Annotated in this window: 20 protein-coding genes; 8 read left to right on the top strand and 12 right to left on the bottom strand. The window is 41.5% G+C overall.

Annotated features, from left to right (window positions below; all coding sequences use genetic code 11):
- Nucleotides 1-106: 106 nt before the first annotated feature.
- Nucleotides 107-1,885 carry an SLC13 family permease gene (locus tag ACSX1H_RS16565; RefSeq protein WP_439185349.1) on the bottom strand — a complete coding sequence of 593 codons (1,779 nt, stop codon included), beginning with the start codon at nucleotides 1,883-1,885 and terminating at the stop codon, nucleotides 107-109.
- A 124-nt stretch (nucleotides 1,886-2,009) separates the two neighbouring features.
- On the opposite strand from ACSX1H_RS16565, the gene ACSX1H_RS16560 reads away from it, so the two are divergent.
- Genes ACSX1H_RS16560 through ACSX1H_RS16550 form a run of 3 tightly spaced genes read left to right on the top strand, consistent with a single transcriptional unit; the run spans nucleotide 2,010 to nucleotide 4,450 of the window.
- Nucleotides 2,010-3,842, top strand: coding sequence for a peptidase U32 family protein (locus tag ACSX1H_RS16560; protein WP_439185348.1), 1,833 nt, complete (start codon nucleotides 2,010-2,012; stop codon nucleotides 3,840-3,842).
- A gap of 48 nt (nucleotides 3,843-3,890) precedes the next feature.
- The gene (locus tag ACSX1H_RS16555) at nucleotides 3,891-4,091 is read left to right on the top strand and encodes a hypothetical protein (RefSeq protein ID WP_439185347.1); all 201 of its coding nucleotides are present in this window, start codon (nucleotides 3,891-3,893) and stop codon (nucleotides 4,089-4,091) included.
- Between the two features lie 23 nt (nucleotides 4,092-4,114).
- The gene (locus ACSX1H_RS16550) at nucleotides 4,115-4,450 is read left to right on the top strand and encodes a hypothetical protein (protein WP_439185346.1); all 336 of its coding nucleotides are present in this window, start codon (nucleotides 4,115-4,117) and stop codon (nucleotides 4,448-4,450) included.
- On the opposite strand, the gene ACSX1H_RS16545 is transcribed toward ACSX1H_RS16550, so the two are convergent.
- On the bottom strand, nucleotides 4,445-6,490 hold the full coding sequence (locus ACSX1H_RS16545; RefSeq protein ID WP_439185345.1) for a TonB-dependent receptor: 2,046 nt from the start codon (nucleotides 6,488-6,490) through the stop codon (nucleotides 4,445-4,447). The genes ACSX1H_RS16550 and ACSX1H_RS16545 overlap by 6 nt on opposite strands.
- 297 nt (nucleotides 6,491-6,787) lie before the next feature.
- Here ACSX1H_RS16545 and ACSX1H_RS16540 point away from each other — a divergent pair, with 297 nt between their 5' ends.
- The 5 genes from ACSX1H_RS16540 to ACSX1H_RS16520 are packed head-to-tail and all read left to right on the top strand — an operon-like array spanning nucleotide 6,788 to nucleotide 13,153.
- The gene (locus ACSX1H_RS16540) at nucleotides 6,788-7,861 is read left to right on the top strand and encodes a hypothetical protein (RefSeq protein WP_439185344.1); all 1,074 of its coding nucleotides are present in this window, start codon (nucleotides 6,788-6,790) and stop codon (nucleotides 7,859-7,861) included.
- 6 nt (nucleotides 7,862-7,867) lie between these two features.
- Complete coding sequence (locus ACSX1H_RS16535; protein WP_439185343.1) at nucleotides 7,868-9,646, top strand: aminopeptidase P family protein; 1,779 nt, start codon at nucleotides 7,868-7,870, stop codon at nucleotides 9,644-9,646.
- Nucleotides 9,647-9,657: 11 nt separating this feature from the next.
- Nucleotides 9,658-10,761, top strand: a complete 1,104-nt coding sequence (locus ACSX1H_RS16530) for a hypothetical protein (protein WP_439185342.1) — start codon at nucleotides 9,658-9,660, stop codon at nucleotides 10,759-10,761.
- Nucleotides 10,762-10,782: 21 nt separating this feature from the next.
- The gene (locus ACSX1H_RS16525; protein ID WP_439185341.1) at nucleotides 10,783-12,192 is read left to right on the top strand and encodes a redoxin domain-containing protein; all 1,410 of its coding nucleotides are present in this window, start codon (nucleotides 10,783-10,785) and stop codon (nucleotides 12,190-12,192) included.
- A 1-nt stretch (nucleotide 12,193) separates the two neighbouring features.
- Nucleotides 12,194-13,153 carry a DUF4465 domain-containing protein gene (locus ACSX1H_RS16520; RefSeq protein WP_439185340.1) on the top strand — a complete coding sequence of 320 codons (960 nt, stop codon included), beginning with the start codon at nucleotides 12,194-12,196 and terminating at the stop codon, nucleotides 13,151-13,153.
- On the opposite strand, the gene ACSX1H_RS16515 is transcribed toward ACSX1H_RS16520, so the two are convergent.
- From ACSX1H_RS16515 to ACSX1H_RS16470, 10 genes are all read right to left on the bottom strand, one after another.
- Nucleotides 13,154-15,313 (bottom strand): trypsin-like peptidase domain-containing protein, encoded by a 2,160-nt coding sequence (locus ACSX1H_RS16515; protein WP_439185339.1) that lies wholly within the window; start codon nucleotides 15,311-15,313, stop codon nucleotides 13,154-13,156. It abuts the gene before it with no gap.
- A gap of 47 nt (nucleotides 15,314-15,360) precedes the next feature.
- Complete coding sequence (locus ACSX1H_RS16510) at nucleotides 15,361-16,650, bottom strand: cation:proton antiporter domain-containing protein (RefSeq protein WP_439185338.1); 1,290 nt, start codon at nucleotides 16,648-16,650, stop codon at nucleotides 15,361-15,363.
- Between the two features lie 81 nt (nucleotides 16,651-16,731).
- Complete coding sequence (gene buk, locus ACSX1H_RS16505; RefSeq protein WP_439185337.1) at nucleotides 16,732-17,808, bottom strand: butyrate kinase; 1,077 nt, start codon at nucleotides 17,806-17,808, stop codon at nucleotides 16,732-16,734.
- A 90-nt stretch (nucleotides 17,809-17,898) separates the two neighbouring features.
- Nucleotides 17,899-18,795: a bifunctional enoyl-CoA hydratase/phosphate acetyltransferase gene (locus ACSX1H_RS16500; RefSeq protein WP_439185336.1), complete on the bottom strand. Its 897-nt coding sequence runs from the start codon at nucleotides 18,793-18,795 to the stop codon at nucleotides 17,899-17,901.
- 33 nt (nucleotides 18,796-18,828) lie between these two features.
- Nucleotides 18,829-20,046, bottom strand: coding sequence for an acetate/propionate family kinase (locus ACSX1H_RS16495; RefSeq protein WP_439185335.1), 1,218 nt, complete (start codon nucleotides 20,044-20,046; stop codon nucleotides 18,829-18,831).
- Between the two features lie 64 nt (nucleotides 20,047-20,110).
- Nucleotides 20,111-21,094 carry a 3-hydroxyacyl-CoA dehydrogenase family protein gene (locus ACSX1H_RS16490; protein WP_439185334.1) on the bottom strand — a complete coding sequence of 328 codons (984 nt, stop codon included), beginning with the start codon at nucleotides 21,092-21,094 and terminating at the stop codon, nucleotides 20,111-20,113.
- An 87-nt stretch (nucleotides 21,095-21,181) separates the two neighbouring features.
- The gene (gene pta, locus ACSX1H_RS16485; protein WP_439185333.1) at nucleotides 21,182-22,186 is read right to left on the bottom strand and encodes a phosphate acetyltransferase; all 1,005 of its coding nucleotides are present in this window, start codon (nucleotides 22,184-22,186) and stop codon (nucleotides 21,182-21,184) included.
- A gap of 653 nt (nucleotides 22,187-22,839) precedes the next feature.
- Entirely contained in the window at nucleotides 22,840-23,469 is a 630-nt protein-coding gene (locus ACSX1H_RS16480) for an energy transducer TonB (protein WP_439185332.1), read from the bottom strand.
- A gap of 111 nt (nucleotides 23,470-23,580) precedes the next feature.
- Nucleotides 23,581-23,826, bottom strand: a complete 246-nt coding sequence (locus ACSX1H_RS16475) for a hypothetical protein (RefSeq protein WP_439185331.1) — start codon at nucleotides 23,824-23,826, stop codon at nucleotides 23,581-23,583.
- 103 nt (nucleotides 23,827-23,929) lie between these two features.
- The gene (locus ACSX1H_RS16470) at nucleotides 23,930-24,700 is read right to left on the bottom strand and encodes an amidohydrolase (protein ID WP_439185330.1); all 771 of its coding nucleotides are present in this window, start codon (nucleotides 24,698-24,700) and stop codon (nucleotides 23,930-23,932) included.
- Between the last annotated feature and the right edge of the window lie 105 nt (nucleotides 24,701-24,805).

Below are 24,805 nucleotides of genomic sequence, written 5' to 3'. Positions count from 1 at the left end.
AATCATCCGCCTCTGTCCCATTAAAAGTATTACATTGAATCGTATCCGTACCATAATGCACGACTGCTCGCAGGTCATATAGCGTTCGTCTAAAAGCAGCCTGTTTCTAGAAGTACATATAGCTCAACACGCCTATGGTAACAATCATATACATAATGGTGAGTGGTAATCCAATTTTAAAAAAGTCCTTAAAATTATAGCCTCCAGGACCATAAACCATCAGGTTGGTTTGGTAGCCAATAGGTGTTAAGAAATTGGCGGCGGCAGCAAAAGAAACTACCAACACAAAGGGCATAGGGTCCAGACCCAGGTTTTTTGCCGCAGTAATAGAAATTGGAAACACAATGGCCACCGCTGCTTTATTGGTAATGTAAGCCGCCAGAACAGCAGTTATAATATAAATTCCCAAAAGCATGGATACCCGCCCGAAAGGCATAAAAACAGAGATAATAAGGTTAGCAATCATGGCTGCCACCCCGGTTTTCATCATGGCGGTACCCAATGCCAATGACAAGGCAATAATAACCCCCAGATTATAATCAATATTTTTAGGTAAATCTTTGGCCGACACCACTTTCAAAATATTAATTAGTGCCAGAACAATTAGTAAGCCAATAAAAAGAGGAACTAACTTAACAGCCGATAGAAATATCGCCAACAAGGTCCCGCCAAACAACACCCATATCTTGTAACGTTCGGGTTTCCGCAGTTCGCGCACCTTAGAAATCACATAAAAATCAATATCATTCTGAATACGAGTGGTAAAGTTATCGCCCGCCAGCAACAACAACACATCACCAGCTTTAAGTTTTACATCGTCAATCTTACCTACAATCCTTTCGCCATTTCGATGGATAGCCAAGAGAGCGGAGTCGTATTTACCCCTGAAGTATATCTCTTTTATCTGCTTTGAAATGAGCGTACTGTTATGTGAGATAACAATTTCAACCACCTGAGAACGTTTAAGCTTAGACATCATCCCCACCGAAGGTAAGGTCAGTTCACTGGTAGCTGAAAGCAGGTTAACCACATCATTATTATCGCCGGCAAAGCGCAAAAGGTCACCTTCATTGAGTACAAATCCATCATCAATAAGATTAATCAGGCGCTTGTTACGAATGATTTCAACCAGAATAAGACCATTTTCTTTTTTTAGTGCTGCATCTTTAATGGTTTGACCAATGAGCTTAGAGCCTTTTCTAACCTCTGCTTCAACTAAAAACTTCCTATCGTTCTGAATAAATTTATCAATAGCGGTCTTGCGGTCGGGTAATAAGCGGTAGCTAAAAAAATACAGGTAGGCAAAACCCAAAACCAACATTGGCAGGCCCACCCACACAAAATCAAACATCTCCAGAGGCGCCATTTCGGGTAATATATCCTGATCAACGACCATCCCGCTAACAATCAAGTTGGTGGATGTACCAATCAGGGTTACACAACCTCCAAGTATGGCGGCGTAAGACAGAGGAATCAGCAGTTTTGAGGAGGAAATGTTATTGCGCTGACTCCATTGATGCACGTAAGGCATCATAACAGCCACCAACGGCGTATTATTAAGAAACGCAGAGAATCCACCCACCCAAATCATCATTCTGGCTAAAAAGCCTTTATAAGTGGATGATGCAGGGAATATCTTTGCGAAAAAGATCTCAATCACAGAGGTTTGCCGAATGGCATCACCAAGCAGTAACAGCATTATAATTACAGCAATTTGCTCATTGGCAAAGCCTGCCAATATCTCAGCTGGCGTTAGTATCTTGAAAATACCCAACACCATCACTGCAATAAAAAATGTAAAGGCAGCCCCCATCCATTCGCGATATAACGACAACAGGATAAAAGCTATTACAACAAAAACTACTACTATGTCGATGTACGGCATCTATTAAGGGTCAAATAAATATGCTATTTTTGCGTCCAAACCTAGGTCAAGAGCAACAAACAAAAATATAAATTTAAACTTAATTTACTAATCCGTTTAATTGAATTAAGCTAAACAAACATACATGAACAGCAAGAATATCAGACCCATTGAGCTCCTCTCTCCAGCAAAAAATATTGAATGCGGATTAGCCGCTATTGCCCACGGGGCAGATGCTGTGTACATAGGCGGCCCGGGTTTTGGTGCCAGAAAAAATGCCGGCAACTCACTTGCTGATATTGAAAAACTAATTGATTACGCGCACCTGTTTGGCGTAAAAGTGTACATTACCATAAACACTTTATTATTCGACCACGAACTACAGGCCGCCAATGAGCTGATACACGAACTTTACCAACTTGGGGCCGATGCGGTTATTATTCAAGATATGGGCTTGCTGGAAACGGACTTACCACCTATCCCCATTCATGCCAGCACCCAAACTGATAACCGCACACTGAACAAAGTAAAGTTTTTGGAAGAAGCTGGCTTTGATCAGGTAGTGCTGGCCCGCGAATTGTCAGTGGAACAGATTGAAACGATTAGAAAAGGGACATCTGTTCCACTGGAATATTTTATCCATGGTGCGCTGTGCGTCTGTTACAGCGGGCAATGCTACATGAGTGCCGCCATCAATAAACGAAGTGCCAACCGGGGCGAATGTGCACAGCCTTGTCGACTAAAATACAGCTTGAAAAGCAGCAGTGGAAACGATTTATACAAGAATAAACACCTGCTGTCGCTGAAAGATTTAAACCTCTCGTCGTACCTGGAGCAGCTAATTGATGCAGGCATCTACTCCTTTAAAATTGAGGGACGACTAAAAGACAAGGACTACGTAGCCAATGTTACGGCTCATTACCGCCAGCTACTGGATGAAATTATCGAGCAACGCACCGATATCCGACGTGCCTCGAGTGGACATTGTATCAACAGTTACCAGCCTGACGCTGGCAAAAGTTTCAACAGAGGGTTTACCAACTACTTTGTTAATGGCCGTGCAAAAGGCATTTGGTCCATCGACTCTCCTAAAAACAAAGGTGAACAGATAGGAAAAGTAAAGCAGGTGGGCAAAGATCACTTTACGCTTGACTCCACGGTGCCCATCCATAATGGCGATGGACTCTCCTATTTCGACAAGCATAAGGAACTCACCGGGCTGAAAGTGAACCGGGCTGAAGGCAACAAGATTTATCCCAACAGTTTGAAAGGCATTAAAACAGGCATGCAACTGTATCGTAATTTTGATAAAGCCTTTACCGATAATGTTAACAATAGCACGACCCAAAGAAAGGTCAACGCCGACATTTACTTTACCGAAACTAAAGATGGCTTTGTTCTATCCATACACGATGAAGACGGCATTCAATCGGCCATTACCAGGCAGTTAGAGGGTGATATTGCGAATAATCCGGCACGTGCTTTAGAGCAAATACAGTCGCAAATTAGCAAACTGGGCGGAACCATTTTTCATGCCGAAAATGTACACATCGATTTAAACAGCGATTGGTTTTTCAGGGCGAAGGACTTAAATGCACTGCGTCGGGAATTAATTGACCTGCATCTGACTGAGCGACTCCGCCACTTTAAAGCCAAAGAGCGTCCGTTTGCAAGCACAGAAATCCCATTTCCTAAAGCTGAGCTCAATTTCACAGCTAACATCATCAACGAAAAAGCCCGCCAGTTTTACCAGCGACACGGGGTTACTCAAAGCGATTGGGGATTTGAGCGTCAGGCCAACATCAATGATGCTGAACTGATGCGTACCAAACACTGCCTTCTGTATATGAATAATCAGTGCCTGAAGGAGCACCCTGAAGCTAAACAGCTTTTGCCATTAACGTTGTACAACGATAAGGACCAGTACACACTTGAATTCGACTGCAAAAACTGCGAGATGATCATTAAAAAAGCGTAGTAGCAATCACACAAAAACCAGCACAGGCAAAACCCTGACGGCAATTATATGGCTGCACAAACTGTTGAGGGGCCTAATTCGTTGATTCAGCCCTTCTCGCAGGTGGTGAAATTCAATTATCAAATTGTGAAAAAATTCCCGCAAGTGGTGAAGTTCAATTACCGAATTGGAAAAGTCCTCTCGCAAGTGGTGGAGTTCAATGAGCAAATTGAAAAAACCTTCTCGCAGGTAGTAAAGTTCAATTACTAATTTGTAAAACCGTCTCGCAAGCGGTGAAGTTCAATTACCGAATTGGAAAAGTCCTCTCGCAAGTGGTGGAGTTCAATGAGCAAATTGGAAAACCATTCTCGCAGGTAGTAAAGTTCAATGATCAAATTGTAAAAGGCTTCTTGCAAGTGGTGGAGTTCAATTCCCGAATTGGAAAAGTCCTCTCGCAAGTGGTGGAGTTCAATGATCAAGTTGGAAAACCATTCTCGCAGGTAGTAAAGTTCAATGATCAAATTGTAAAAGGCTTCTTGCAAGTGGCGAAGTCACTTATCAAAGATAATCAACCTGCCCAACCAATGGTCAGGCAGGTTGTCGCACTTTACAAGCTGCTTTTCTTATAAATTTAGGTTGAGTTGCACACCAGCTCTCACCCAACGGCCCGGCTGCACTAAATTCCCTAAGTCGTAATAACGCTTATCGAACACGTTGGTGGCATCCACAAACACCTTGTATTTGGGAGCCGACCATTGCAGGCGCACATCGGTCAACCAGAACGGCGTGTACTCGGTGGGTACTTCCTCGTAAGAGCCGTCCACAAAGCTGATGTAGCCTCCTTCCCTATCCTGATACATAAAGTTCACAACGGCTCCCAGTTGTTTGTAAATAGTCAGATTAGCTGCCGCATTAAACTTATGTTTCAGGTAATCCATTACATACACCGACTCGTATTCGGCAGGCATGTTCTTATCCTGATCGATATAGGCATAGCCTAATTCAATGTTCTTTAATGGGTTTCGACCAATCAATTCGTAAACATCAACTCGTCCTTGCGCCTGAAAGCCCCACGAACTCATTTCCGATAGGTTACGAGTTTGGTATTTTTCTTCGCCGGCCAGACGTCCCCAATCAATCAGGTTATCTGCTTCGCGGTAATACACGCTTGTCTGCCCGTTGAACCAAGGCTTAACAACTTTTAATCCTCCTTCAAAAGTCAGCGCTTCCTCTGGTTTCAAGTCTGGGTTCCCAAGATTGGTTGGTCCGGCGTAAAACAGATCGGTAAAAGTTGGTAGACGAAGGCTTTTGTTGGCACTCCCATAAAATTTAACGGCATCAGCCAGCCAATAGCTCACATCGAGCCCCGGAAAAAAATCAATCCCAAATCCCAAATCCGAATTCCAATTCATCAATACCCCGGCCGATATTGATAGCTTTTGATAGTTATACACATGCTCTACAAAGGTGGAGACATTGGTCCGGTGGAATGATTTGGTAAATTGAGCATCTTCGCCAGGCACATCTATTGGCGTTTTCACAGCGTAGCCCAACACGTTGCTCCACACATTTTCGCTGCGCACTTCGCCACCAACCGAAGTTTTACCTAAAGCCCATGGTATAACTGCATTGAAAGCTCCACCCAATACATCCGTGAGGTGATGATTGTGAGTGGTATACCAACTGGCAGGATTATTTCTAAACAGCTCAAAACGGTCTTGATGACGACGCCAGTAAAGTGTTGGTGATACTTTAATTGTTTCTCCTGAGGTGAGTTTGATGGAGGCAAAAGTCGTTTTATTTTGCTCAAATTGATTGGGATAGGCCGGCGTATAAAAGGCATTGGCACCAAAAGCCTTGTTGTTATAACCTAATTGTACATCCAGCTGTTCCTTGCCAAAATCCAGCTGGCCCTGATAGAAAATGCTGTGATTTTTGAAGTCTGTATTATCGATATACCCATCACTGGAGGCGGTGCTGGCTGCCAGGTAATTTTTGAGGATGCCGGTTTTAACCGTTGCATTGGCCGATGCATTGTACAAGCCATGTTGCCCTCCCAGCACGTTCACAGTCAAATTATCCTGAGTTTTTGTTCCGGTTACAAAGTTGATGGCTCCGCTAAAAGCACCTGGCCCGTATACCCGTGCTCCCGGTCCCTCCAAAATCTCAACCCGTTCAATACTCTGCATATCCACGGGGAGGTTAAGACTTAAATGACCGGTTTGCGGATCGCTTACATTGACCCCATTAAACAGAATCATGACCTGATCGAAGGACCCTCCTCGTATGCTCACATCTGCCTGAATTCCTAACGGTCCACGCTGGCGCACGTCTACATTCATGGCATATTTCAGCAGGTCCTGAACACTGTAAACGGGCAGTTCTTCAATCTCCTTACGGGAAATAACATGCAACACACGCCCCACTTCGGAATACACCGACGTTGTGCGCCGCGCCGAAACCTCGACCTCTTCAAGATTAATTTTTTTGCTGATGGAAGCTGAATCAACCTGTGCGAATGTTTGCTGATAGCCAAAAATTGAAAAATAGGCGGCACATAAAGCCCCAATCTTAACTACCTTTTTAATGCTGTTAAATACTGAATAGCTCTCACCATTCCAGTGTTTGAAACAAAGATCTTCCCGTTTAATTAAACTACTTTTTTTCATGTGTAAATAATTTGTTTTTTTTAGTCACATGAAACGTCCCCAGGCCTTTACGCGTCTGATTGCAAAGAAAAACCAATGGTTCGTTTCATCTGATATCCATTAAAATAAAATTGTCGCAAAGGTATAATAATAAAATGCCCCAAAAGGTTTGATGCTGCTATAAAGGACAATCTTTTTACAGATTTTCATAGCCGTGCTATTTTGCTTAATTTAGCGACCGTTATTGATTGGTAACAGCTATTTCAAAGCGGCTACATTCGCAAAGCGCCAGTCATTATTCATTTTAGAAACCTGTATATGAAAAAATTATTATTGTATATACTTTGCATAGTTGCATCTCTGCCCCTTACCAGCGTTAGTGCTCAGGATGACAACAGCACGCCTGATAGGGTGGAAAAACCAAGCATTAAAGAACAAACCTTTCAAAAAACATTTGATGCAGAGCGCATCAATGAATTAAAATTAACCAATGAACATGGGTTTGTGCACGTATCAACCTGGAACGAAGAAACGGTGCAGGTAGATATTATTGTGAATATAGAAACCAGGTACGAGAGCAACCTGGAGGATCTCCTTAAACTATTAACATTTACCAATAGAAGTTATTCTAAAAAGCTCGATTTGAAAACAGTGTTCTCAGAAGACTTTTTCTCCAATTACCCCTTTACCATTAACTACATGGTAAAAGTTCCATCGCGTTTAAACTTAAGCGTTACCAACTCCATTGGCGATGTCAGAATAGACAGCATCAATGGGAATATCAACCTCACCCAAAGCTATGGTCATCTGGAGCTAACAAATATTGCCAAAGACAAACAGCACAAGCTGAACCTATCGTTTGTTGAAGGGCGTATTGATTCGTTTGGTCAACTGACTGCCTCATTCCAAAACTGCACCCTTAATATTGGTAACGGACAAAAAGTGAACACAGAAACAAGCTATTGCATGGCTAGTTTTGTGAATATTAACTCCATGAATTTAAAGACTTTTACAGACCGCCTGACCGTTACAAACGTGGACAGCCTGCACCTTACCGGCTCCCAGTTTATTGGTAAAGTGGAAGACCTGCACACCTATCTGTTTTGCGAGCTCAACAAAGGTCAGATTTTTGTTGAAACCACTGAAACACTGCGCGAATTAACCCTTTCCAATAAAGAAGTTAAAACATCACTGACAATTCCTTACAGTGTCAGCTATCAGATTAATGGAGAAGTAAGAAATGGGGCCTTCACCCATCCTACTCCACAGGCTCTGCAGTTAATCAAAGAGAACAATGTGATATCCTTTTCTGGTAAAATAGGTGAAAGCGAAACACCACAAGCCAACCTAATCGTGTTCAACGAAGATTCATCCATATCAATTAAAAACTAAATATATATGTCTACGCCTGATCGATTATTTAAACTCAGAAGTCACATGGCTACTCTTGGAGTAGATGCTTTTATCATAACCAGTGCCGACCCCCATTTGAGCGAATACCCTTCATCTCACTGGAAATTTAGAGAATGGATATCGGGCTTTACGGGTTCTGCGGGCACAGTAGTTGTTACAAATGAAGAAGCCGGCCTATGGACAGATTCACGCTATTTCCTGCAGGCCGAACAACAACTGGAAGATTCAGGCATTGACTTATTTAAAATGGGAAACGAAGGCGTTCCGGACTATAAAGAATGGCTGACCCAAAAGCTTAATACCGGCGCTGTGGTGGGCGTTAATGGCAAAACCATGACCGTTAATGAACTGAGACAGTTGCATCGGATGCTTAAAAAGGCAGATATCCGTTTAGATGCTAAGCTATTTATTGAAGATGACATTTGGGAAGGTCGTCCGCTCATTCCGGACGATGGTATTTTCGAGCTAGGCGTTGAGCACACCGGTTTGTCAAGGGCCGAAAAAATTGAAATGGTACGTCGCCAAATGAAAGCACAGGGAGCAACGCACTACATCATATCAACGCTTGACGAAGTAGCCTGGCTGCTAAATTTCAGGGGGCAGGATGTGCAGTACAATCCTGTTTTTCATGCCTATATAGTAATATCTCATAACCACGTCAACGTCTTTATCGATCCCCACAAGCTGACCTCCACGATTGGTAAACAACTATCTGAAGAAAATATCAAAATCTTTATTTACAAAGATTTCTACAACTTCATAAAAGACATACCGCCTTTAGGAAAAGTGATCGTTGATCCTAACCGGACCAACAGCACCATATTTAGTTTCTTACCACAGCAAAGCACTAAAATTGAATCAACCAGTATTGTTACCAACCTAAAGGCTCAAAAAAACAACGTAGAAGTTGAAAACTTTAGAACAGCCATGGTGAAAGATGGTGTGGCCATGGTTAAGTTTCTTTATTGGCTCGATAACACCATTGGCAAAGAGACCATCACAGAGTATTCGGCGGCCCTCAAGCTTAGTGCCTTTAGAGCAGAACAGCCCAACTACCATGGTGATTCGTTTAACACCATCAGTGGCTATGCCGGCAATGGAGCAATTGTGCATTATGCCGTTCAGGAAGAATCGGCGGCTACATTAGAGCCCAAAGGTCTTTACCTGATCGATTCCGGGGGACAGTACTCCGAAGGAACAACCGACATTACCCGTACCATCGCCCTGGGGCCACTTACAGATGAAGAAAAAACAGATTTCACACTGGTTCTAAAGGGCAATATAGGTTTGGATAGGGCCGTATTTCCGACTGGCACCAGAGGCGTTCATCTGGACATACTGGCGCGCCAGGCCATGTGGCAGCATGGTATTAATTACGGGCACGGCACCGGCCATGGCATTGGTCACTTTTTGTGTGTACACGAAGGTCCTCAAAGCATTCGCCCACAAGATAATGGGGTTGAAATTAAAGAAGGGATGATTTCGTCCAACGAACCAGGTATATACAAAGCCGCCAAACACGGCGTACGCCTTGAAAACCTCATTTTAACGGTTCTGGATAAAGAAACTGAGTTCGGTACGTTCCTTAAGTTTGAAACCTTGACGCTCTGCCCGATTGATACCCGAGCTATACAACTTGAGCTTTTATCTGAGCAGGAAAAAGAATGGTTAAACAACTACCATCAAAAAGTTTATGAACGCGTTTCGCCATTCCTCACTAAAGAAGAGAAAGAGTGGTTAAAGAAATACACTGCGGCCATTTAATTCGTCAATGAATGATTCACGTTGTTAGTTTAACGATACCATCCCCTCCAAATTATGGAGGGGTTATAGACATCTATTATAAATTAAAAGCTCTCTACGAACTGAACATTGATATACATCTTCATTGCTTTCAATATAATAAAGAGAGAGCGCCCGAACTAGAAAAGATATGCTCAAAGGTAAGTTACTACAAGCGTCCAATCAGACTTATTGATCATCTTTCATTGAAGCCGTTTATCGTAAAATCAAGGACCAGCAAACGACTGATAGATAAATTAAATGAGGATAACTCTAAAATTATAGTTGAAGGTATTCATGGACTGGGAATCCTAAACAAAGTAGACCACAACCGTATTTTTGTAAGAACACATAATATTGAACAGCAATACTACAAAGAACTCAGGAAGGCATGCCGTGAGCCCCTTAAAAAAGTGTTTTATGCAATTGAACATCTAAAACTTAAGTTATTTGAACAGAATTTAAAGCAAGTTGAAGGAATTATGTCAATTTCCTCAAATGATTGCGACTTTTTCTCACAAATTCAGAAAAGCACCTTTTTAGTGCCTGCTTTTCATGAGCATAGTGATATTTCAAGTAAAAGTGGGAAAGGCAGCTACATACTAATTCATGGCAACCTAGCGGTCGATGAAAATATTAAATCTGTTTTATTTCTCATTAATAATGTTCTATGTAAAACAACTCAACCAGTCATTTTGGCAGGACTGAATCCTCACAAGAGTATTAGTAAAGCCTGCGCAAAGTTTCCTCATATCGAACTGATAGCTTCTCCTTCCGAGAAGAAAATGAAATCATTAATCAGACAGTCACAGATGATTCTTTTGCATACCTTTCAGGCAACCGGCATTAAGCTTAAATTAATAAACTCTTTGTATACTGGCAGACATATTATTTGCAATGATCTGATGGTTAAATATTCTAATTTGGAAGAATTAGTTAATATTGCGTCAACCCCAAATGACTGGATAAGTTTAATCAATCAGCTAATGGATAAAGATGTTTCAGAAGTTGAGTTAAAAAAACGTAAGATGCTTCTGGATAAGTATTATAACAACCAAGAGAATGCTAAAAGAATAGCTAAACTTCTATATATTTAACACCCAAATGGAATTACAGTTATGAAGAATGTCACATTACTGCTATTACTTAACCTGATTACTTGCGGCTTATTTTCACAGGCGCATAACATAACTATCAACATTAAAGATTATAGTGAATCCACTTTAATACTGGGCTACTATTTTAACAAGAAAATGCTCGTAAAAGATACTGCATTTGTGAGTGCAGGGGGCGAATACACTTTTAAAGGTAAGGAAAAGCTTGATGAAGGCCTTTACATTGTTTACCTGGAGGACCAGTCCTATTTTGACCTGCTGATTGGCAATGACCAGCAATTTAACGTAACCACATCAAAAGGAGATTTACTGCAAAGCATGTCGATTGAAGGCAGTGCTGAAAGTGCTGATTTTTTAGCCTATCAAAGGTATTTGATTAACAAGCAAAAGGAAGCAGCACCCCTACAGGAAAAATTAAAAAACACCACAGACCTTGCAACTAAGCAAAAGCTGGAACAACAAATTGCAGAGTTATCGTCGGCTGTCAAGTCAAAATACGAAACCCTGACGCGGAAGCACACTAACAACTTTCTCAATGTCTTTTTAAAAGCGACTCAAGAAATTTCGGTGCCCAATATGCAAGCACCTGCAGGCAGTACTAATCCGGATTCAGTCGTTCAACGCCTGCGCTACGACTATTATAAAGCTCATTATTTCGACAACCTGCAAATGGATGACCCACGCATCCTTCGCACGCCATTTTTCACAGCTAAGCTCGACAATTACTTCTCCAATGTATTGCTTCAGGTGCCAGATACCATTATCAAGGAATCGCACCGGGTAATAGCCATGGCCAATGGCAACTATGAGATGGAAAAGTACTTGATTCAGCACCTGTTTAACCGGGCCAACGAAAGCAAAATTATGGGCATGGATGCCGTATTGGTGGCTCTGGGGGAAACCTACTACCTGAGCGGACGGGCCGATTGGGTCGATGAGGAGTTTTTAAAGAACCTACAAGAGCGTGTTTCTAAAATTAAACCCAACATACTTGGGAATACGGCACCCGATTTCAAAATGCAATCATATACCGAGGAGTTTTATCGCTTGAGTGAGGTCCGTGCTGAAATTACAATCCTTATTTTTTGGGAGCCCGAGTGTGGCCATTGCGAAAAGGAAATACCCAGGCTATATGAAGAAGTTTGGAAAAAATATTCAAATCAGAATATAAAAATTGTTGCCGTTTATACGCAATGGGAAAAAGAACCTTGGGTGAAATTCATTAACGACCATCAGCTGGTCGAATGGATTCACTTGTATGACCCTTACAATCGAAGTAATTTCAGAAACAACTACGATATTTACAGCACGCCTGTTATTTATATTTTAGACAAGGATAAAAAGATACTGGCCAAACGCATTGGAGCGGAACAGATTCCAGGTTTCCTGGATCACCATTTTAAACTTAAATAGTATGCTTAAACATATTTATATAATACTTTGTGCTGCACTGCTCACCGCAGCCTGCCAAAATGAAGAAAAGGTGGTGCCGGCCCCTACTATCTACCTGCAAGTTCCCGAAGGTGGTTTTGATTTTGACACAGACAGTGTTGAAGTTATTGAACCCAAAATCACCTATGACATCAACGCTGAATATGCCTGGTACGAGAACGGCACACTGATTCAGAATGAAAAGATCCTTACTTTTGAAAATCGCAGCTTGGGGAAATACAAGTTCCTCTTTACGGTGTTAACTCCCACTGGTGACGACACCCTTTCGTTTACCGCCCATTCGATGGATATAAATAGTTTTGAGGAGTTTAAGCAACTCAATGATGACGGCTTTTACAATAGCCCGGAATCTGGATTTCATCAATTCAAATACGTCCGCTATACCTGCCATTTTGAGGCAGCTAATCCTGCTAACTGGGGCGGTTTTGCCTTGAGCAACAATACAAACAAAAGTGATGCTTCCACGGATAATGAGTTCAGCGTGTATGCCAATTCGGGTGCTGAGGATTCGGAAATATTTATGGTTTACAAGCAGCTGGCAGACACCAACTTTTCAATCAGTTTTAACGATGGCAACGCTCACGTGGTGGAAAGTATTGAAGTTAACAACGCTACCCGCAGTTACTTGGCTATGAACAACAATTTCAACAAGAAGGAAGGTAAAGACTATTTCCTGCTCACCATTAACGGACTTGATGCCACGGGAACTCCCGTCTCGCAACCTGTTGAATTTCTTTTAGCCGATTACAGGCCTGAGCTCACTGCCAGCAAATACATCGTTACAGACTGGGAAGAAATCAATCTTTCACAATTGGGTGCGGTTCATCAGTTGACTTTTAACTTGAGTTCTTCGCGTGATGACGACACCACTTTTGAAATGCCGATGTACTTTTGTTTGGATAACCTGAAAATAAGTCAGTAATCAATCCAGAAGCATCAGTTTTTTTACCACACTTTCTGTTGGCGAACTAAATTTTAGCAAATAAATACCTGCGGGAAATTCTGCAACAGAAAAGTTATCCTCGGAGGCGTTTTGGACGGCATAGGTTTTTACCAGCCGTCCGTTAAGGCCATACATTTTAACGGTAGTCAGATCAGGTATATCTGAACTAAAAGCAACCCGACTGTTACGTACCGGGTTATTGTGCAGTCGGACTTTATCTTTTCTTTCGAGATCCCCAGAATCTGTCGGCAAATAATTACTATCAACCAATAACTCTATCAGGTAGGCGCCATTGGCTCCATCAGGATGAAGAGCACTGTAAGGCTGCCAAAGGCCTGAGTTTCGAATATAAGCCTTATTGCGGGCAGGGAGGCCATCTGCTGGTTGAAATTGATAAATGGCCAGCGTATCAATAGGCACAGGGGAATAATTAAGCTCTACACCAACAAATATTGGCTCATTTACTTCTAAAGGAGTTTCTAAAGTAAATAGCTGCCTGGCACCAGACATGCTACTTAACGATACTCCATCAATTGAACCAATCTCTTCGTTTGGTAAACCGTTGAGCGCATTCCATATTTTAATGTTGAAGGTTTGTCCGGGATAATTGTTCGTTACTTTGGCAGGAGAAAGAAATACTCCGGCAATTTTACTGGCCGGTATATCATCATAGAGTTCAGCAAAAGCATCGTCGCCCCTGCTATTGTGCCCCGACCAACTGCCTTTAAACGCATTGTCATACTTCACGACTTTCTCATCGCTCACGTGGTAATGCGTCAGAACCTTTTTATTGGTATAAAAATCAATCCCTTCCAATTTCAGCACATCCTCCCCCACATTATCAAGCCAAAAAACCAATTGCTTATCAGTCGCTGCATTTACATCCCAGGCCTTATTTAGACGCATGTAATAGTCATCTACCGGATTTCCGCAGGTGGCATAACCACCTGATAAACTTCCAATCAGTAATTGCTCCTGCGTAAACAGTCCGCTGCCCGACGAGCCGCCTTCCGTAGTGCCACTCTCCCACTCAGCTACATGCCAATGCGCATCATCGATAAAACGCCCAAAAAAGCTGAAGGTAGTAGCAACTGGGGCACTGGCAGAGACCGATACTTTTTTAACATCACCCTGTGGATGATGCACACTAAAAACTTTATCTGCAATGACTGTTTCCCTGGACCATCCTGCCCAATAAGGCTGATAATCAGTCGGAGGCATCTTATTCATCTCCAATAAAGCCAAATCAACATTCTTAACAAAGGCCTTTACATCAGCACCTGAGATAGTTTGATCGACGCGCCCCGGAGCAGTTGTTTCACAGTTGGGCGAATCAAAATTAAAATAGAAAATAATGTTTTGGGCTGTTATACTTCCCGAGCTAATATCGAATTGATCAAAACAGTGTGCTGCCGTTAAAAAATAAGGTTTCCCATTTTGTGAAGTATTGTTCATTAAGGTGCCGCTACAAAGCGCGCTCCCATCAATGATTACTTTGCACACCGATCGGTTAATCTCGGAACTATTTAAAGGTCCGCAAATCGCATTTACATGGCAATCGTCAGAATCTCCAAAAGCCGCTGTTCCCTTTATATATTCAACAACACCAAGGTAATCGTGATTCACAGCACTAACTAACAGTTCATGACTGGCGTCCGGTGGTCGGGGTGTTTGCAACTCCAGAATTATTTCGTCTCCTATTATGGGTGCTATGGCAAACAACTTTGATGGATTATTATTCTCATTGGTAAACCCTCCCAAAACATGCGTTTTTGAAGGATTATAAGCAAATAACCGATCGCCGTGTTCGAGATAAAAGCGGTCAAATATCACATTTAAACTCTTGGCACCTTCTGACCGCAAGGCCAAACGCCATACATACATTTTTCCTTGCTGCTCCCACACCCCTGAATTTTGAGGTGTGAAACTGGTATAAATGGGCTCTGCAAAACGTAAGGGCAACTTTCCTTGCTCACTGGTTAATGTACTTTGAACAGCCGCTACAGGTGCGGCTAGAGGTAACAGTTCCATCACTGCCAGCGGACTCGCAGTTGAGACAGGTTGTCCGCCATGTGTTATTTGCGCTAGCCCATTAAATCCAAGCAGTACAAATACCAGTATAATTAGTTGCTTAACCATAGCTATCCTTACATTTATCGCTTGTAAAAGTTACAATAATCTTCTTATTAATTTACACGGCTATCCTCCTTATGCGTTCTCTTCCGCTTCATCAGCGACTTCCCTCTATCGACTGCCCGTAAAAATGAAATGTATCGCTTAATCCTGCCAACTTTGCCAAAACCATCAAAAACCAATGCCCAGGCCATTAGCAAGCTGGTTACTACAATCGACAACAGCAGAATGCCCAATTCAAAATCATTAATTCGAAATTCTTTTGGGATAGCAAAAAATAGTAAGATCGAAATTAATCCGCGCGGAGCAATTAAGAATTGTGGGAAATAATTTCGCTTAAAAATAATCTTAAAAACAATCCACCTAAAGGCAAAAAGCCCCACAATAAAATATAGAGTCAACAGTAAAATATCTGGCACAAAAACACCTGCCAAAGTGATGGACATACCAAGTATGAAAAAGAAAAAAGTTCGCACCACAAATGAACTCTCGCGGGTAAGCAGCTTAAAGTCGGACAGAACCCGGCTGACATTTTCCTCATGGAGGTATTTACGTAGGAAGCCACTAAAGAAAAGCGTTCGGTTTTCAAGCACAATTCCAAAAACCAATATCATCAACAAAGAAGATAAGTGAAATAGCTTTCCTATGGCGTAAAACAAAATGAGTACAGCGAAAAACAAAAAGAGCTTCACGTCTGACTTTATTCTCTGAAAAGCCATAATCATAGCGTACGAGAGAGCAATACTGAGCAATAGTGTTCCCCCAATATTAATGATCACATTGAGGCCAACTTTGGTAGCCCCATTGGTATCCAAATTTTCTACGAGCAGGTAGAAAAACATGATCCCCAAAATATCGGAAATAGTGCTTTCGTAAATTAGAAACTCCCTTTTGGGGCGCTCCAAGCGACTTACACTTGGTATAACTATGGCACTGCTGGTTATAGATAAGGGAATGGCATAAATAACGGCCGTCAGCATATCGAGGTTACCAATAAAGTAACGAATACCAATGGCCAGAAAAAAGGTATTAAAGAATAAAGACAAAAAGGCAACAATGGTTGATAGCCGTATAAGATTAAGTTTATTCTTACGTAGCTCCAGGTCGAGAGCCGCCTCCAAAACAATCAGAATCAAACCAACTATACCTAATATCTCCAGGGGTAAAAACCAATCATCTTCATTAAACTTAACTCCAAAAAACTCCTTTGCCAAATAACCAGTAACGATTAAAAGTATAACACTTGGAACATTGGTTTTATGTGCCACAATATTATATAAATAGGAGATAATAATGATAATTGCGGCTCCAATTACCAGGTAATATGCGCTTACTTCTTCCATAAATTTTATTAAAGGCGGTAAGATAAAAAAAATCCCGTTCTTCATGAACGGGATTGTACAGTTCCTTATAAATAGGGCACGCTATTCATACGTTTGGCACTCTACTTCGCCATTGAGCACGGCCAATCCATTTTCGGCTAAAGCTTTCATTTCATCTTCGCCAGGGTAAACCTTTACTGGCGCAATCCAACCCACCATATCTTTAAGGTACTCAATAACCAGCTTATCGTAAGCAATACCTCCGGTAACAATTATACCGTCTACCTGACCTTTTAATACGGCAGCACAGCCACCAATGGTTTTTCCAATTTGATATGACATGGCTGAATGGATCAGCTTATAATGCGGCTCACCTTCGGCGGCTTTCTTTTCCACTTCATGGGCCTGGTTGGTGCCAAGGTGAGCTACCAAACCGCCTTTACCGTTTACAATCTTACGCATCTCTTCATAGCTATACTTGCCACTATAGCATGCATCTATCAGCGCACCAGTAGGAAGTGTACCAGCCCTTTCAGGTGAGAAGGGGCCGTAGCCATCCAGCGCATTATTTACGTCTACCACTTTACCTTTGAGGTGAGCTCCCACAGAAATTCCTCCGCCTAAGTGAGCTACAATCACATTAATCTCTTCGTATTTCTTTTCAATCTCGTGGGCAAATCGTTTGGCCACCGCTTTTTGGTTTAAGGCATGAAAGATTGAACGGCGTGGCATTTCCGGATGCCCCGTGATACGTGCCACATCCTGCAACTCATCCACAACCACCGGATCAGCTATAAAAGCACGCGCTCCTTCGATATTTTTAGCCATATCATCAGCAATGAGGCCTCCCAGGTTACTGGCATGCTCACCAAGTACACCCTTTCTCAGGTCTGCTTTCAAGGCTTCGTTTACCTCATATACGCCAGAGGCAATTGGCTTAACCATTCCGCCACGCCCAACAATTGCATCAAAATCATCTATTTCAATATCGGCTTCTAAAAGCTCCTTTATGATGGTTTCTTTTCTGAATTCAAATTGAGAGGCGATGTTCGGAAACTGGCTAATCTCTTCTGTAGAATGACGCAGAGTTTTTAAAAAAACGGATTTATCTCCGCAGTACACTGCAATTTTTGTAGATGTTGAACCTGGATTGATAACAAGGATTTTCTTCTTGTCCATAGTTTGATCTAATTTAAGGGATTTTTCACGAAAATTATCTGATTAATAGAAAAGTCCCCCAACCTGACGAACAAATTGGGGGATATAACATTAACCCATTGTGGCTAATAAAATACTATTGTATTTTGACTCTTCTGAATCGCTTCGAGAGGTGAGAACAATGGGGGCCGAAGCACCTAAAATAACCGAAGCTACCTTTGCTTTAGCAAAGAAAACCAAGGTTTTGTAAAGAACATTCCCCACCTCTATATCAGGCATTAACAAAAGGTCGGTATCACCCGCAACTTCACTTTTGATGCCTTTGTGTTTGGCACTTTCAAAACTTACAGCATTATCAAAAGCTAAGGGCCCATCAATGATGCAGTTTTTTATTTGATCGCGTTGATTCATTTTGGACAACAGCGCTGCATCAAGTGTTGCCTGCATGCTTTCATTGACCATTTCAATGGCGCCCAACACGGCAACTTTGGGTTTGGCAATACCCATCTTATTCATGTAACCTACCGAATTATTCACAATGGCAATCTTGTCTTGTAAGTTGGGAGCAATATTCATTGCCACATCGGTCACAGCAATTAATTTATGATAGGTATCTACCTCAAACAATGCAAAGTGCGACAACAAACTACCTGTGCGCAATCCCCACTCTTTGTTAAGCACACCCTTTAATAACACGGGTGTTGCTACTTTACCTTTCATCAATATGTCTGCTTTATTGTCGTGCACCATGCGCACAGCCAGTTCCACCGACTTTACATCATTGGGTTCATGAATAAAAGTTGCCCCATCAAAATCGAACCCTTTCTCCTCAATGATACGTTCTGTATCCGGACGGGAACCAATTAAAATGGGTTCTATAATACCTGCCTTAAAGGCAGTATGCACTGCCTCTAAGGAGTGTGTATCTTGCGAAACAGCAAGAGCTAGCCTCTTCTTAACCTTATTTTTTTTAATAAGTTCTTGAAGATCAGATAAGGATTTAAACATTTTATATTGGATCTTTGGATTTAGTCTGTTCTATTAGCGGTTAGCCAATTCCTCAACAATTTCTTTAGTATCCTGAGCAATCACTAATTCTTCATTAGTTGGCACTACCATTACTTTTACTTTGCTTTCGTCGGAGCTGATTACCTGCTCTTTACCAAACGTCTCATTGTTTTTAGCGCTATCGATTTCAATACCTAAAAACTTAAGTTCTTCACAAACACCTTCTCTTACATAGAAAGCATTTTCGCCAATACCACCAGTGAAAACAACAATGTCGACACCACCCATAGCGGCAGCATACGAACCAATGTACTTTCTAATGCGGTAATCATAGATTTTAAGCCCCAGCTGAGCAGCATCATTTCCATCATTGGAAGCACCATACACCTCTCTCATGTCGGAAGAAATACCGGTCAAACCGAGCAATCCACTGTGCTTATTAAACAGCACACTGGCAGAGCGCGTACCAATCAATTCTTTGTCCATGATGTAAGTTACGGCGCCCAAGTCAAGATCTCCTGCGCGCGTACCCATTACCAGACCTTCTAATGGTGTGAAGCCCATTGATGTATCAACCGACTTTCCATCTTTGATGGCACAGATAGATGCTCCGTTACCCAAGTGACAAGAAATAATTTTCTGCGTCGAATAATCTACTCCCAAGATATCGCAGGCACGCTTTGAAACATAGCGGTGACTGGTACCGTGGAATCCATATCGACGGATACCATACTTTTTGTAGAGGGACTGCGGAATGGCATACATATAGGCTTCTTTGGGCATTGTTTGATGAAAAGCAGTGTCAAACACCCCGCATTGAGGAACACTTGGCAACAATTGTGTAATTGCTTCAATTCCTTTCAGGTTTGGTGGATTGTGAAGCGGTGCGAGTTCAATACACTCTTCCATTTTACGAACCACATCGTTGGTAATAAACACACTTGAGTTAAACTCCTCACCACCATGCACCACACGGTGACCAACAGCATCAATTTCTTCGAGAGATTTGATACAACCGTGACGCTCACTTACCAAAACCCCCAATATATAGTCGATACCTGTTTGATGATCGAGTATCTCACCTTCCAACAGTACTTTTTCGTTACCTTCTTTCTGGTGCTTTAAAAAAGAACCTTTTAAACCAATCTTTTCTACACCACCGGCTGCCAACACGAACCAGTCATTATCGGCCATGTTGAACAGTTGATATTTTATAGATGAACTACCGCAGTTCAATACTAAAATCTTCATCTTGCTTATCGTCTTTTTAATGGCTTTAGCCATCTTGTTCGTTAATGTTACTTTAATTGCTCACTTAGGCTTTTTTTCCCAAAATTGGTTCGTCATCCAGAATATTACCATCCTGATCGTAACGATAAAAACCAACACCAACATGACTACCCAAGCGTTTGGCGCGCACTAAACGACGCACTAAAGGAGATGGCGCAAATTTCTGATTACCAAACTCCTCATACAAGTTCTCCATCCAACGAACGACTTTATCCAAACCAATAACATCGGCTGATTTAAAAGGTCCCAGACGCATGCCTAAACCAATTTCCATGGTCTTATCAATGTCTCGCATCGTAGCAACACCTTCCATCAAAGCTGCGCACGCTTCATTAAGTAAAGTAACATATAAGCGTACACTCACGATGCCTGCCGACTCTTCAACTGGTATAACATCACGATTAATTAACTTCACAAAAGTGCAAACACGCTCATAAACCTCATCTGAAGTATACAAACCTTTAACGACCTCAATAATTCGGGCTTCGGGCGAAGTCACGAAAAAATGGAGGCTGACGCAGCGCTCACGAAATTGCAGTTCTGAAGCCAATTCTGTAACAACAATGGTGGTGGCATTGGTTGCAATAATGGCATCACGGGCAACTACAGCTTCTACTTTTCTGAATACCTCTTTACGGGCATCGATACTGCGTACACCAGTTTTTTCATCAGCTCTGATGGCTTCTATCACAAAATCACAGTCGGCCAAATCATTAAAGTCGGTAGAGCCTTTGATACGGCTCATGATAGCTCGCTTCTCACTTTCAGTCAAACCCCAGCTTTCAATTCGACTATCCAACTCCTTACCAATGTTATCAAGAGCCGAGGCAATCTTCTCTTCATTCAGCTCAATGAAAACAACTTCCATTCCATGCCAGCTGGCGATGCGAGCAATATTCTGCCCTTCTTTTCCACATCCAACAACGCCAACTTTTGAAAACAATGTTTTCCCTTTTTTCTTCTGACCTAAAGCATATTGTTCAATAGGTTCTACAAGAATTTCAGCCATTTATTCCCTTTTTTTATTTCCTAATGGTTTTTATACTTATGTAATTGCATTCTAAAAACAAAAAGCCGGTAAAAACCGGCCTTCAATTTACATATTTCCTCCAGCCTGATTTGCTGTAATAGCCACCAGGTTGACAATATCACTTACCGAACAGCCTCGCGATAAATCGTTAATTGGCGCGGCCATCCCTTGCAATACCGGTCCTATGGCTTCAGCGTGCGCCATACGCTGCACCAGCTTGTAAGCAATGTTACCAGTTTCTAATGTTGGGAATACCAACACATTGGCATGACCCGCAATTTCTGACCCGGGCGCTTTCTTTTGTCCAATCTCTGGGATAATAGCCGCATCGGACTGAATCTCACCTTCAATCTTCAAATCTGGCGCCATTTTCTTAGCCAGTTCTGTGGCTGTGGCAACTTTATCAACCATTTCGTGTTTAGCCGATCCTTTGGTGGAGAAGCTTAACATGGCAATTTTGGGCTCAAAACCAGCAATCGCTTTAGTGGTGCGACCTGTTGCAACAGCAATTTCGGCCAGCTCCTCGGCTGTTGGGTTAGGGTGTACGGCACAGTCGGCAAACACCATCATGCCATCCTCACCAAACTCCTTATCCTTAAGAATCATGATAAAAGCACCTGAAACAACACTGATACCAGGAGCTGTTTTCACATACTGAAAAGCTGGACGAAGTACATCGCCTGTAGCATTATCTGCTCCGGCAACTTCACCATCAGCATCACCAGCCTTAATCATCATAACAGCCAAGTACAATGGATTTTTAATTAACTCAAGCGCCTGCTCCTTTGTTAACCCTTTGTTCTTGCGAATCTCCACCATCATATCTGCATAAGCATCAATTTTTTCGTGATTTTCGGGGTCAACAACTGTAGCTTTACTTATATTTTTTAAACCAAAACCAGCAGCAGCTTCATTCACTTTTTCCGTATTACCAATCAGGATAACATCTGCAAAACCTTCGGTTAAAATAGTGTCAGCAGCTCGAAGAGTTCTCTCTTCTAAACCTTCAGGCAAAACAATTCGTTTTTTATTCTCGCTTGCCTTCTGCTTAAGTTGTTCAATAAATTCCATTTCGTTGTTAATTGTTATAATTATCAATTTTATGCAAATCTACGGTGAAATTCGCATTATTTACATGTCTTTTATCATTTATTTAAGATGTTTAAAAACAGAAAATAGCAGCTCTAATGCCCACTCTACAAGGCCAACTTTCACATTATCACCTCATCATTTTTTTTCGACTCAGAATCAGGCAATAACTCAGCTAATAAACTACTAAAATACATCATCACTTACAATTCATAAGCAAGTCTTCATTTACAACATTTCATTTCATTGTTTAAAAAACATCCACCTTAAAATCATTCATAATTTACTGATAGCAATACTGAAATGACAAACTGCCATTTCCTCTCATTACTGCGCCCGACTTTCCCAACACACAATAATGGATAGGTTTTTAATCCAGACGAATTAGTTGTATTGCTTCTTTGAGGGTACTTACAAAGTAACGGCTTTTAATTTAAAATTGAAAAAAAGTAACTACAAAACATAATCAGAACGCAAAAAGCCAGATCATCAAAATCTGGCTTGAGATTATTCGCAATAATTTTGAGCAAAACTTGATTCAGGCTCCTTTATTCCTTTCTGCCTGATAACTTTCATCGGCCTCAGCTGATGTGGCAGCAACCATAAATATGAAGCTATACCACTGCCAGATTATTTTAATAGATTGGCGGTGTGCCGCGTTTGGAGGTGATAACAACCACACCGTCGGCTCCTTTTTCCCCATAAAGTTTCCTGGCTTTTTCTCCTTTTATCACCCGGATGGACTCTACGTTGTAGTCTTCAATTCGCAATATACCTTCAACCTCCTTGTTGTCCAGCACAAACAAAGGACGCTTGCCCATTTCATCCAGCGACTTAACCTGTAATGAAAGGTTTCTCTCAGCAGGAGACAACACAAAGCGCACGGGGAGTCGCATTTGGGTATGTACCTTTTCTTTATTTACAACCCCGGGCTTCCAACCTGATGTTGCTTTAACAGCACGCAGTACTTCAGCATCCAATTCTTTGTCTATACCTTTTTCGAGCTCTACATTAGCCACCTCACCTGCTGCTGTTACGATAAAACTCACCCACACATCTCCTTCAACACCTTTGAGCTTGTAGCTGTCATTATAATCAATTTGCTTTCGGATGTAACGACTAATGTTATTACCGGCACCTTTAAGACGCGGCATCTTATCAACTGTGTCGTATATATTCAGGTCTGCCACGGTTTGCTGTGCATGTGCCCCAAGACCAAGGATAAAAAAGGCGCACAGTGCCATTATTTTAATGCTGTTTTTCATGCCTCAAAATTTATGGTTAGAGTTTAATCTTGTAGCAATTCTTTACAGAATTGCAGCATTGATCATAAAGCAATAACCATACCACAACACATCAATTAAGTGTTATTTTATTCAGCGCTTTTTCCTCAACTCCTCAATCTTACTAATGACATCCTTAAGACTTTCCTCTCGCATTTTAGCAGCTTTTTTACGGGCATCTTCATCAAGCTCGTAAGCTTTATTGCTATCATCAGTAGCCGCTTCAGTCACTTTATCGTGACCGGTTGAACGTAAACTCCACTCAAAACCTAAATTATTTAATAGCTCTCGGACAAATTTCAATTTATCATCCGGTACATGTACATTAAGCGTCTTCATACAACCATCTGTTTAATAATTATTTTTAATAGATAATTAAAGTTAACACTAAAAATAAAATGTTTCAACCCCTACTTACCAACCAATCGCATTAACTTTATCATCAATCCAATAACTCAAACTCATCAGCATCATCCAACACCGGAAACTTCTCCCTGAAAGCCTCTAATTCCGTCCTTTTCAAACTAACATAAAATATACCACATTTATTTGACAAATTCAATACAACCTGCCCTTTGGCGTTCACTACCTGACTATTGCCGATATAGTTTAAATTCTGACCAGTTCCTATTCTATTAACACCTATCACATATGATTGGTTTTCAATCGCTCTGGCTTTTAGTAAAGTATCCCACACATGATTTCGTGTGGCCGGCCAATTGGCAACGTATACTAATACATCATATGCCTTACTTTTATTTCTGCTCCATACAGGAAACCTTAAATCGTAACAAATTAGCGGACAGAAACGCCACCCTTTAATGTCAACAATTAACCGCTCATTCCCACTCTGATAATGAAGATGTTCATCACTCATGGTAAAGAGATGGCGTTTATCGTACCATTTTACATCCTCTTTAGTCACCACGTAAAAGCGATTATAAAACTGGTTTGCACTCTCCACCACAACACTGCCCATAACAGCCAGATTGTATTCGCCAGCCGCTTGCTGCATCCACTTCAGCACCCGCCCTCCTTCGTGCTGCGCATTTAGAGCCGGCGACATGGTAAATCCACAATGAAACATTTCAGGGAGTATCAATACATCTGTATCTTTATCTATATGGCGAAGGTTGTCGGTCAAATAAGAAAGGTTTGCTTCTGTATCTTCCCACACAATATCATACTGAAAAACACCTACTTTCAATTCCATACGCACTTGTTTTAAGGGACAATTATAATCTTTCAACTGCAATAATTCAAATCGGTCAATTGTTTATTTTTAAACACTTTTTAAGCTTAGTGTTATTTTTTCTTT

This window comes from Carboxylicivirga taeanensis, from assembly GCF_051851475.1.
In the GTDB taxonomy this organism is placed as follows: domain Bacteria; phylum Bacteroidota; class Bacteroidia; order Bacteroidales; family Marinilabiliaceae; genus Carboxylicivirga; species Carboxylicivirga taeanensis.
Note: the sequence above shows the minus strand (reverse complement) of the source record. Positions and strands in the feature narration are given on the sequence as shown.

Excerpts from the sequence above, each read along its gene's own strand:
- ACSX1H_RS16500 (WP_439185336.1), bottom strand. The coding sequence starts at position 18,795 with ATGTTTAAATCCTTATCTGATCTTCAAGAACTTATTAAAAAAAATAAG.
- ACSX1H_RS16510 (WP_439185338.1), bottom strand. The coding sequence starts at position 16,650 with ATGGAAGAAGTAAGCGCATATTACCTGGTAATTGGAGCCGCAATTATC.
- ACSX1H_RS16495 (WP_439185335.1), bottom strand. The coding sequence starts at position 20,046 with ATGAAGATTTTAGTATTGAACTGCGGTAGTTCATCTATAAAATATCAA.
- pta (WP_439185333.1), bottom strand. The coding sequence starts at position 22,186 with ATGGAATTTATTGAACAACTTAAGCAGAAGGCAAGCGAGAATAAAAAA.
- ACSX1H_RS16530 (WP_439185342.1), top strand. The coding sequence starts at position 9,658 with ATGATTCACGTTGTTAGTTTAACGATACCATCCCCTCCAAATTATGGA.
- ACSX1H_RS16535 (WP_439185343.1), top strand. The coding sequence starts at position 7,868 with ATGTCTACGCCTGATCGATTATTTAAACTCAGAAGTCACATGGCTACT.
- ACSX1H_RS16470 (WP_439185330.1), bottom strand. The coding sequence starts at position 24,700 with ATGGAATTGAAAGTAGGTGTTTTTCAGTATGATATTGTGTGGGAAGAT.
- ACSX1H_RS16475 (WP_439185331.1), bottom strand. The coding sequence starts at position 23,826 with ATGAAGACGCTTAATGTACATGTACCGGATGATAAATTGAAATTTGTC.
- ACSX1H_RS16490 (WP_439185334.1), bottom strand. The coding sequence starts at position 21,094 with ATGGCTGAAATTCTTGTAGAACCTATTGAACAATATGCTTTAGGTCAG.
- ACSX1H_RS16515 (WP_439185339.1), bottom strand. The coding sequence starts at position 15,313 with ATGGTTAAGCAACTAATTATACTGGTATTTGTACTGCTTGGATTTAAT.
- ACSX1H_RS16480 (WP_439185332.1), bottom strand. The coding sequence starts at position 23,469 with ATGAAAAACAGCATTAAAATAATGGCACTGTGCGCCTTTTTTATCCTT.
- buk (WP_439185337.1), bottom strand. The coding sequence starts at position 17,808 with ATGGACAAGAAGAAAATCCTTGTTATCAATCCAGGTTCAACATCTACA.
- ACSX1H_RS16555 (WP_439185347.1), top strand. The coding sequence starts at position 3,891 with ATGGCTGCACAAACTGTTGAGGGGCCTAATTCGTTGATTCAGCCCTTC.
- ACSX1H_RS16560 (WP_439185348.1), top strand. The coding sequence starts at position 2,010 with ATGAACAGCAAGAATATCAGACCCATTGAGCTCCTCTCTCCAGCAAAA.
- ACSX1H_RS16540 (WP_439185344.1), top strand. The coding sequence starts at position 6,788 with ATGAAAAAATTATTATTGTATATACTTTGCATAGTTGCATCTCTGCCC.
- ACSX1H_RS16565 (WP_439185349.1), bottom strand. The coding sequence starts at position 1,885 with ATGCCGTACATCGACATAGTAGTAGTTTTTGTTGTAATAGCTTTTATC.
- ACSX1H_RS16525 (WP_439185341.1), top strand. The coding sequence starts at position 10,783 with ATGAAGAATGTCACATTACTGCTATTACTTAACCTGATTACTTGCGGC.
- ACSX1H_RS16545 (WP_439185345.1), bottom strand. The coding sequence starts at position 6,490 with ATGAAAAAAAGTAGTTTAATTAAACGGGAAGATCTTTGTTTCAAACAC.
- ACSX1H_RS16520 (WP_439185340.1), top strand. The coding sequence starts at position 12,194 with ATGCTTAAACATATTTATATAATACTTTGTGCTGCACTGCTCACCGCA.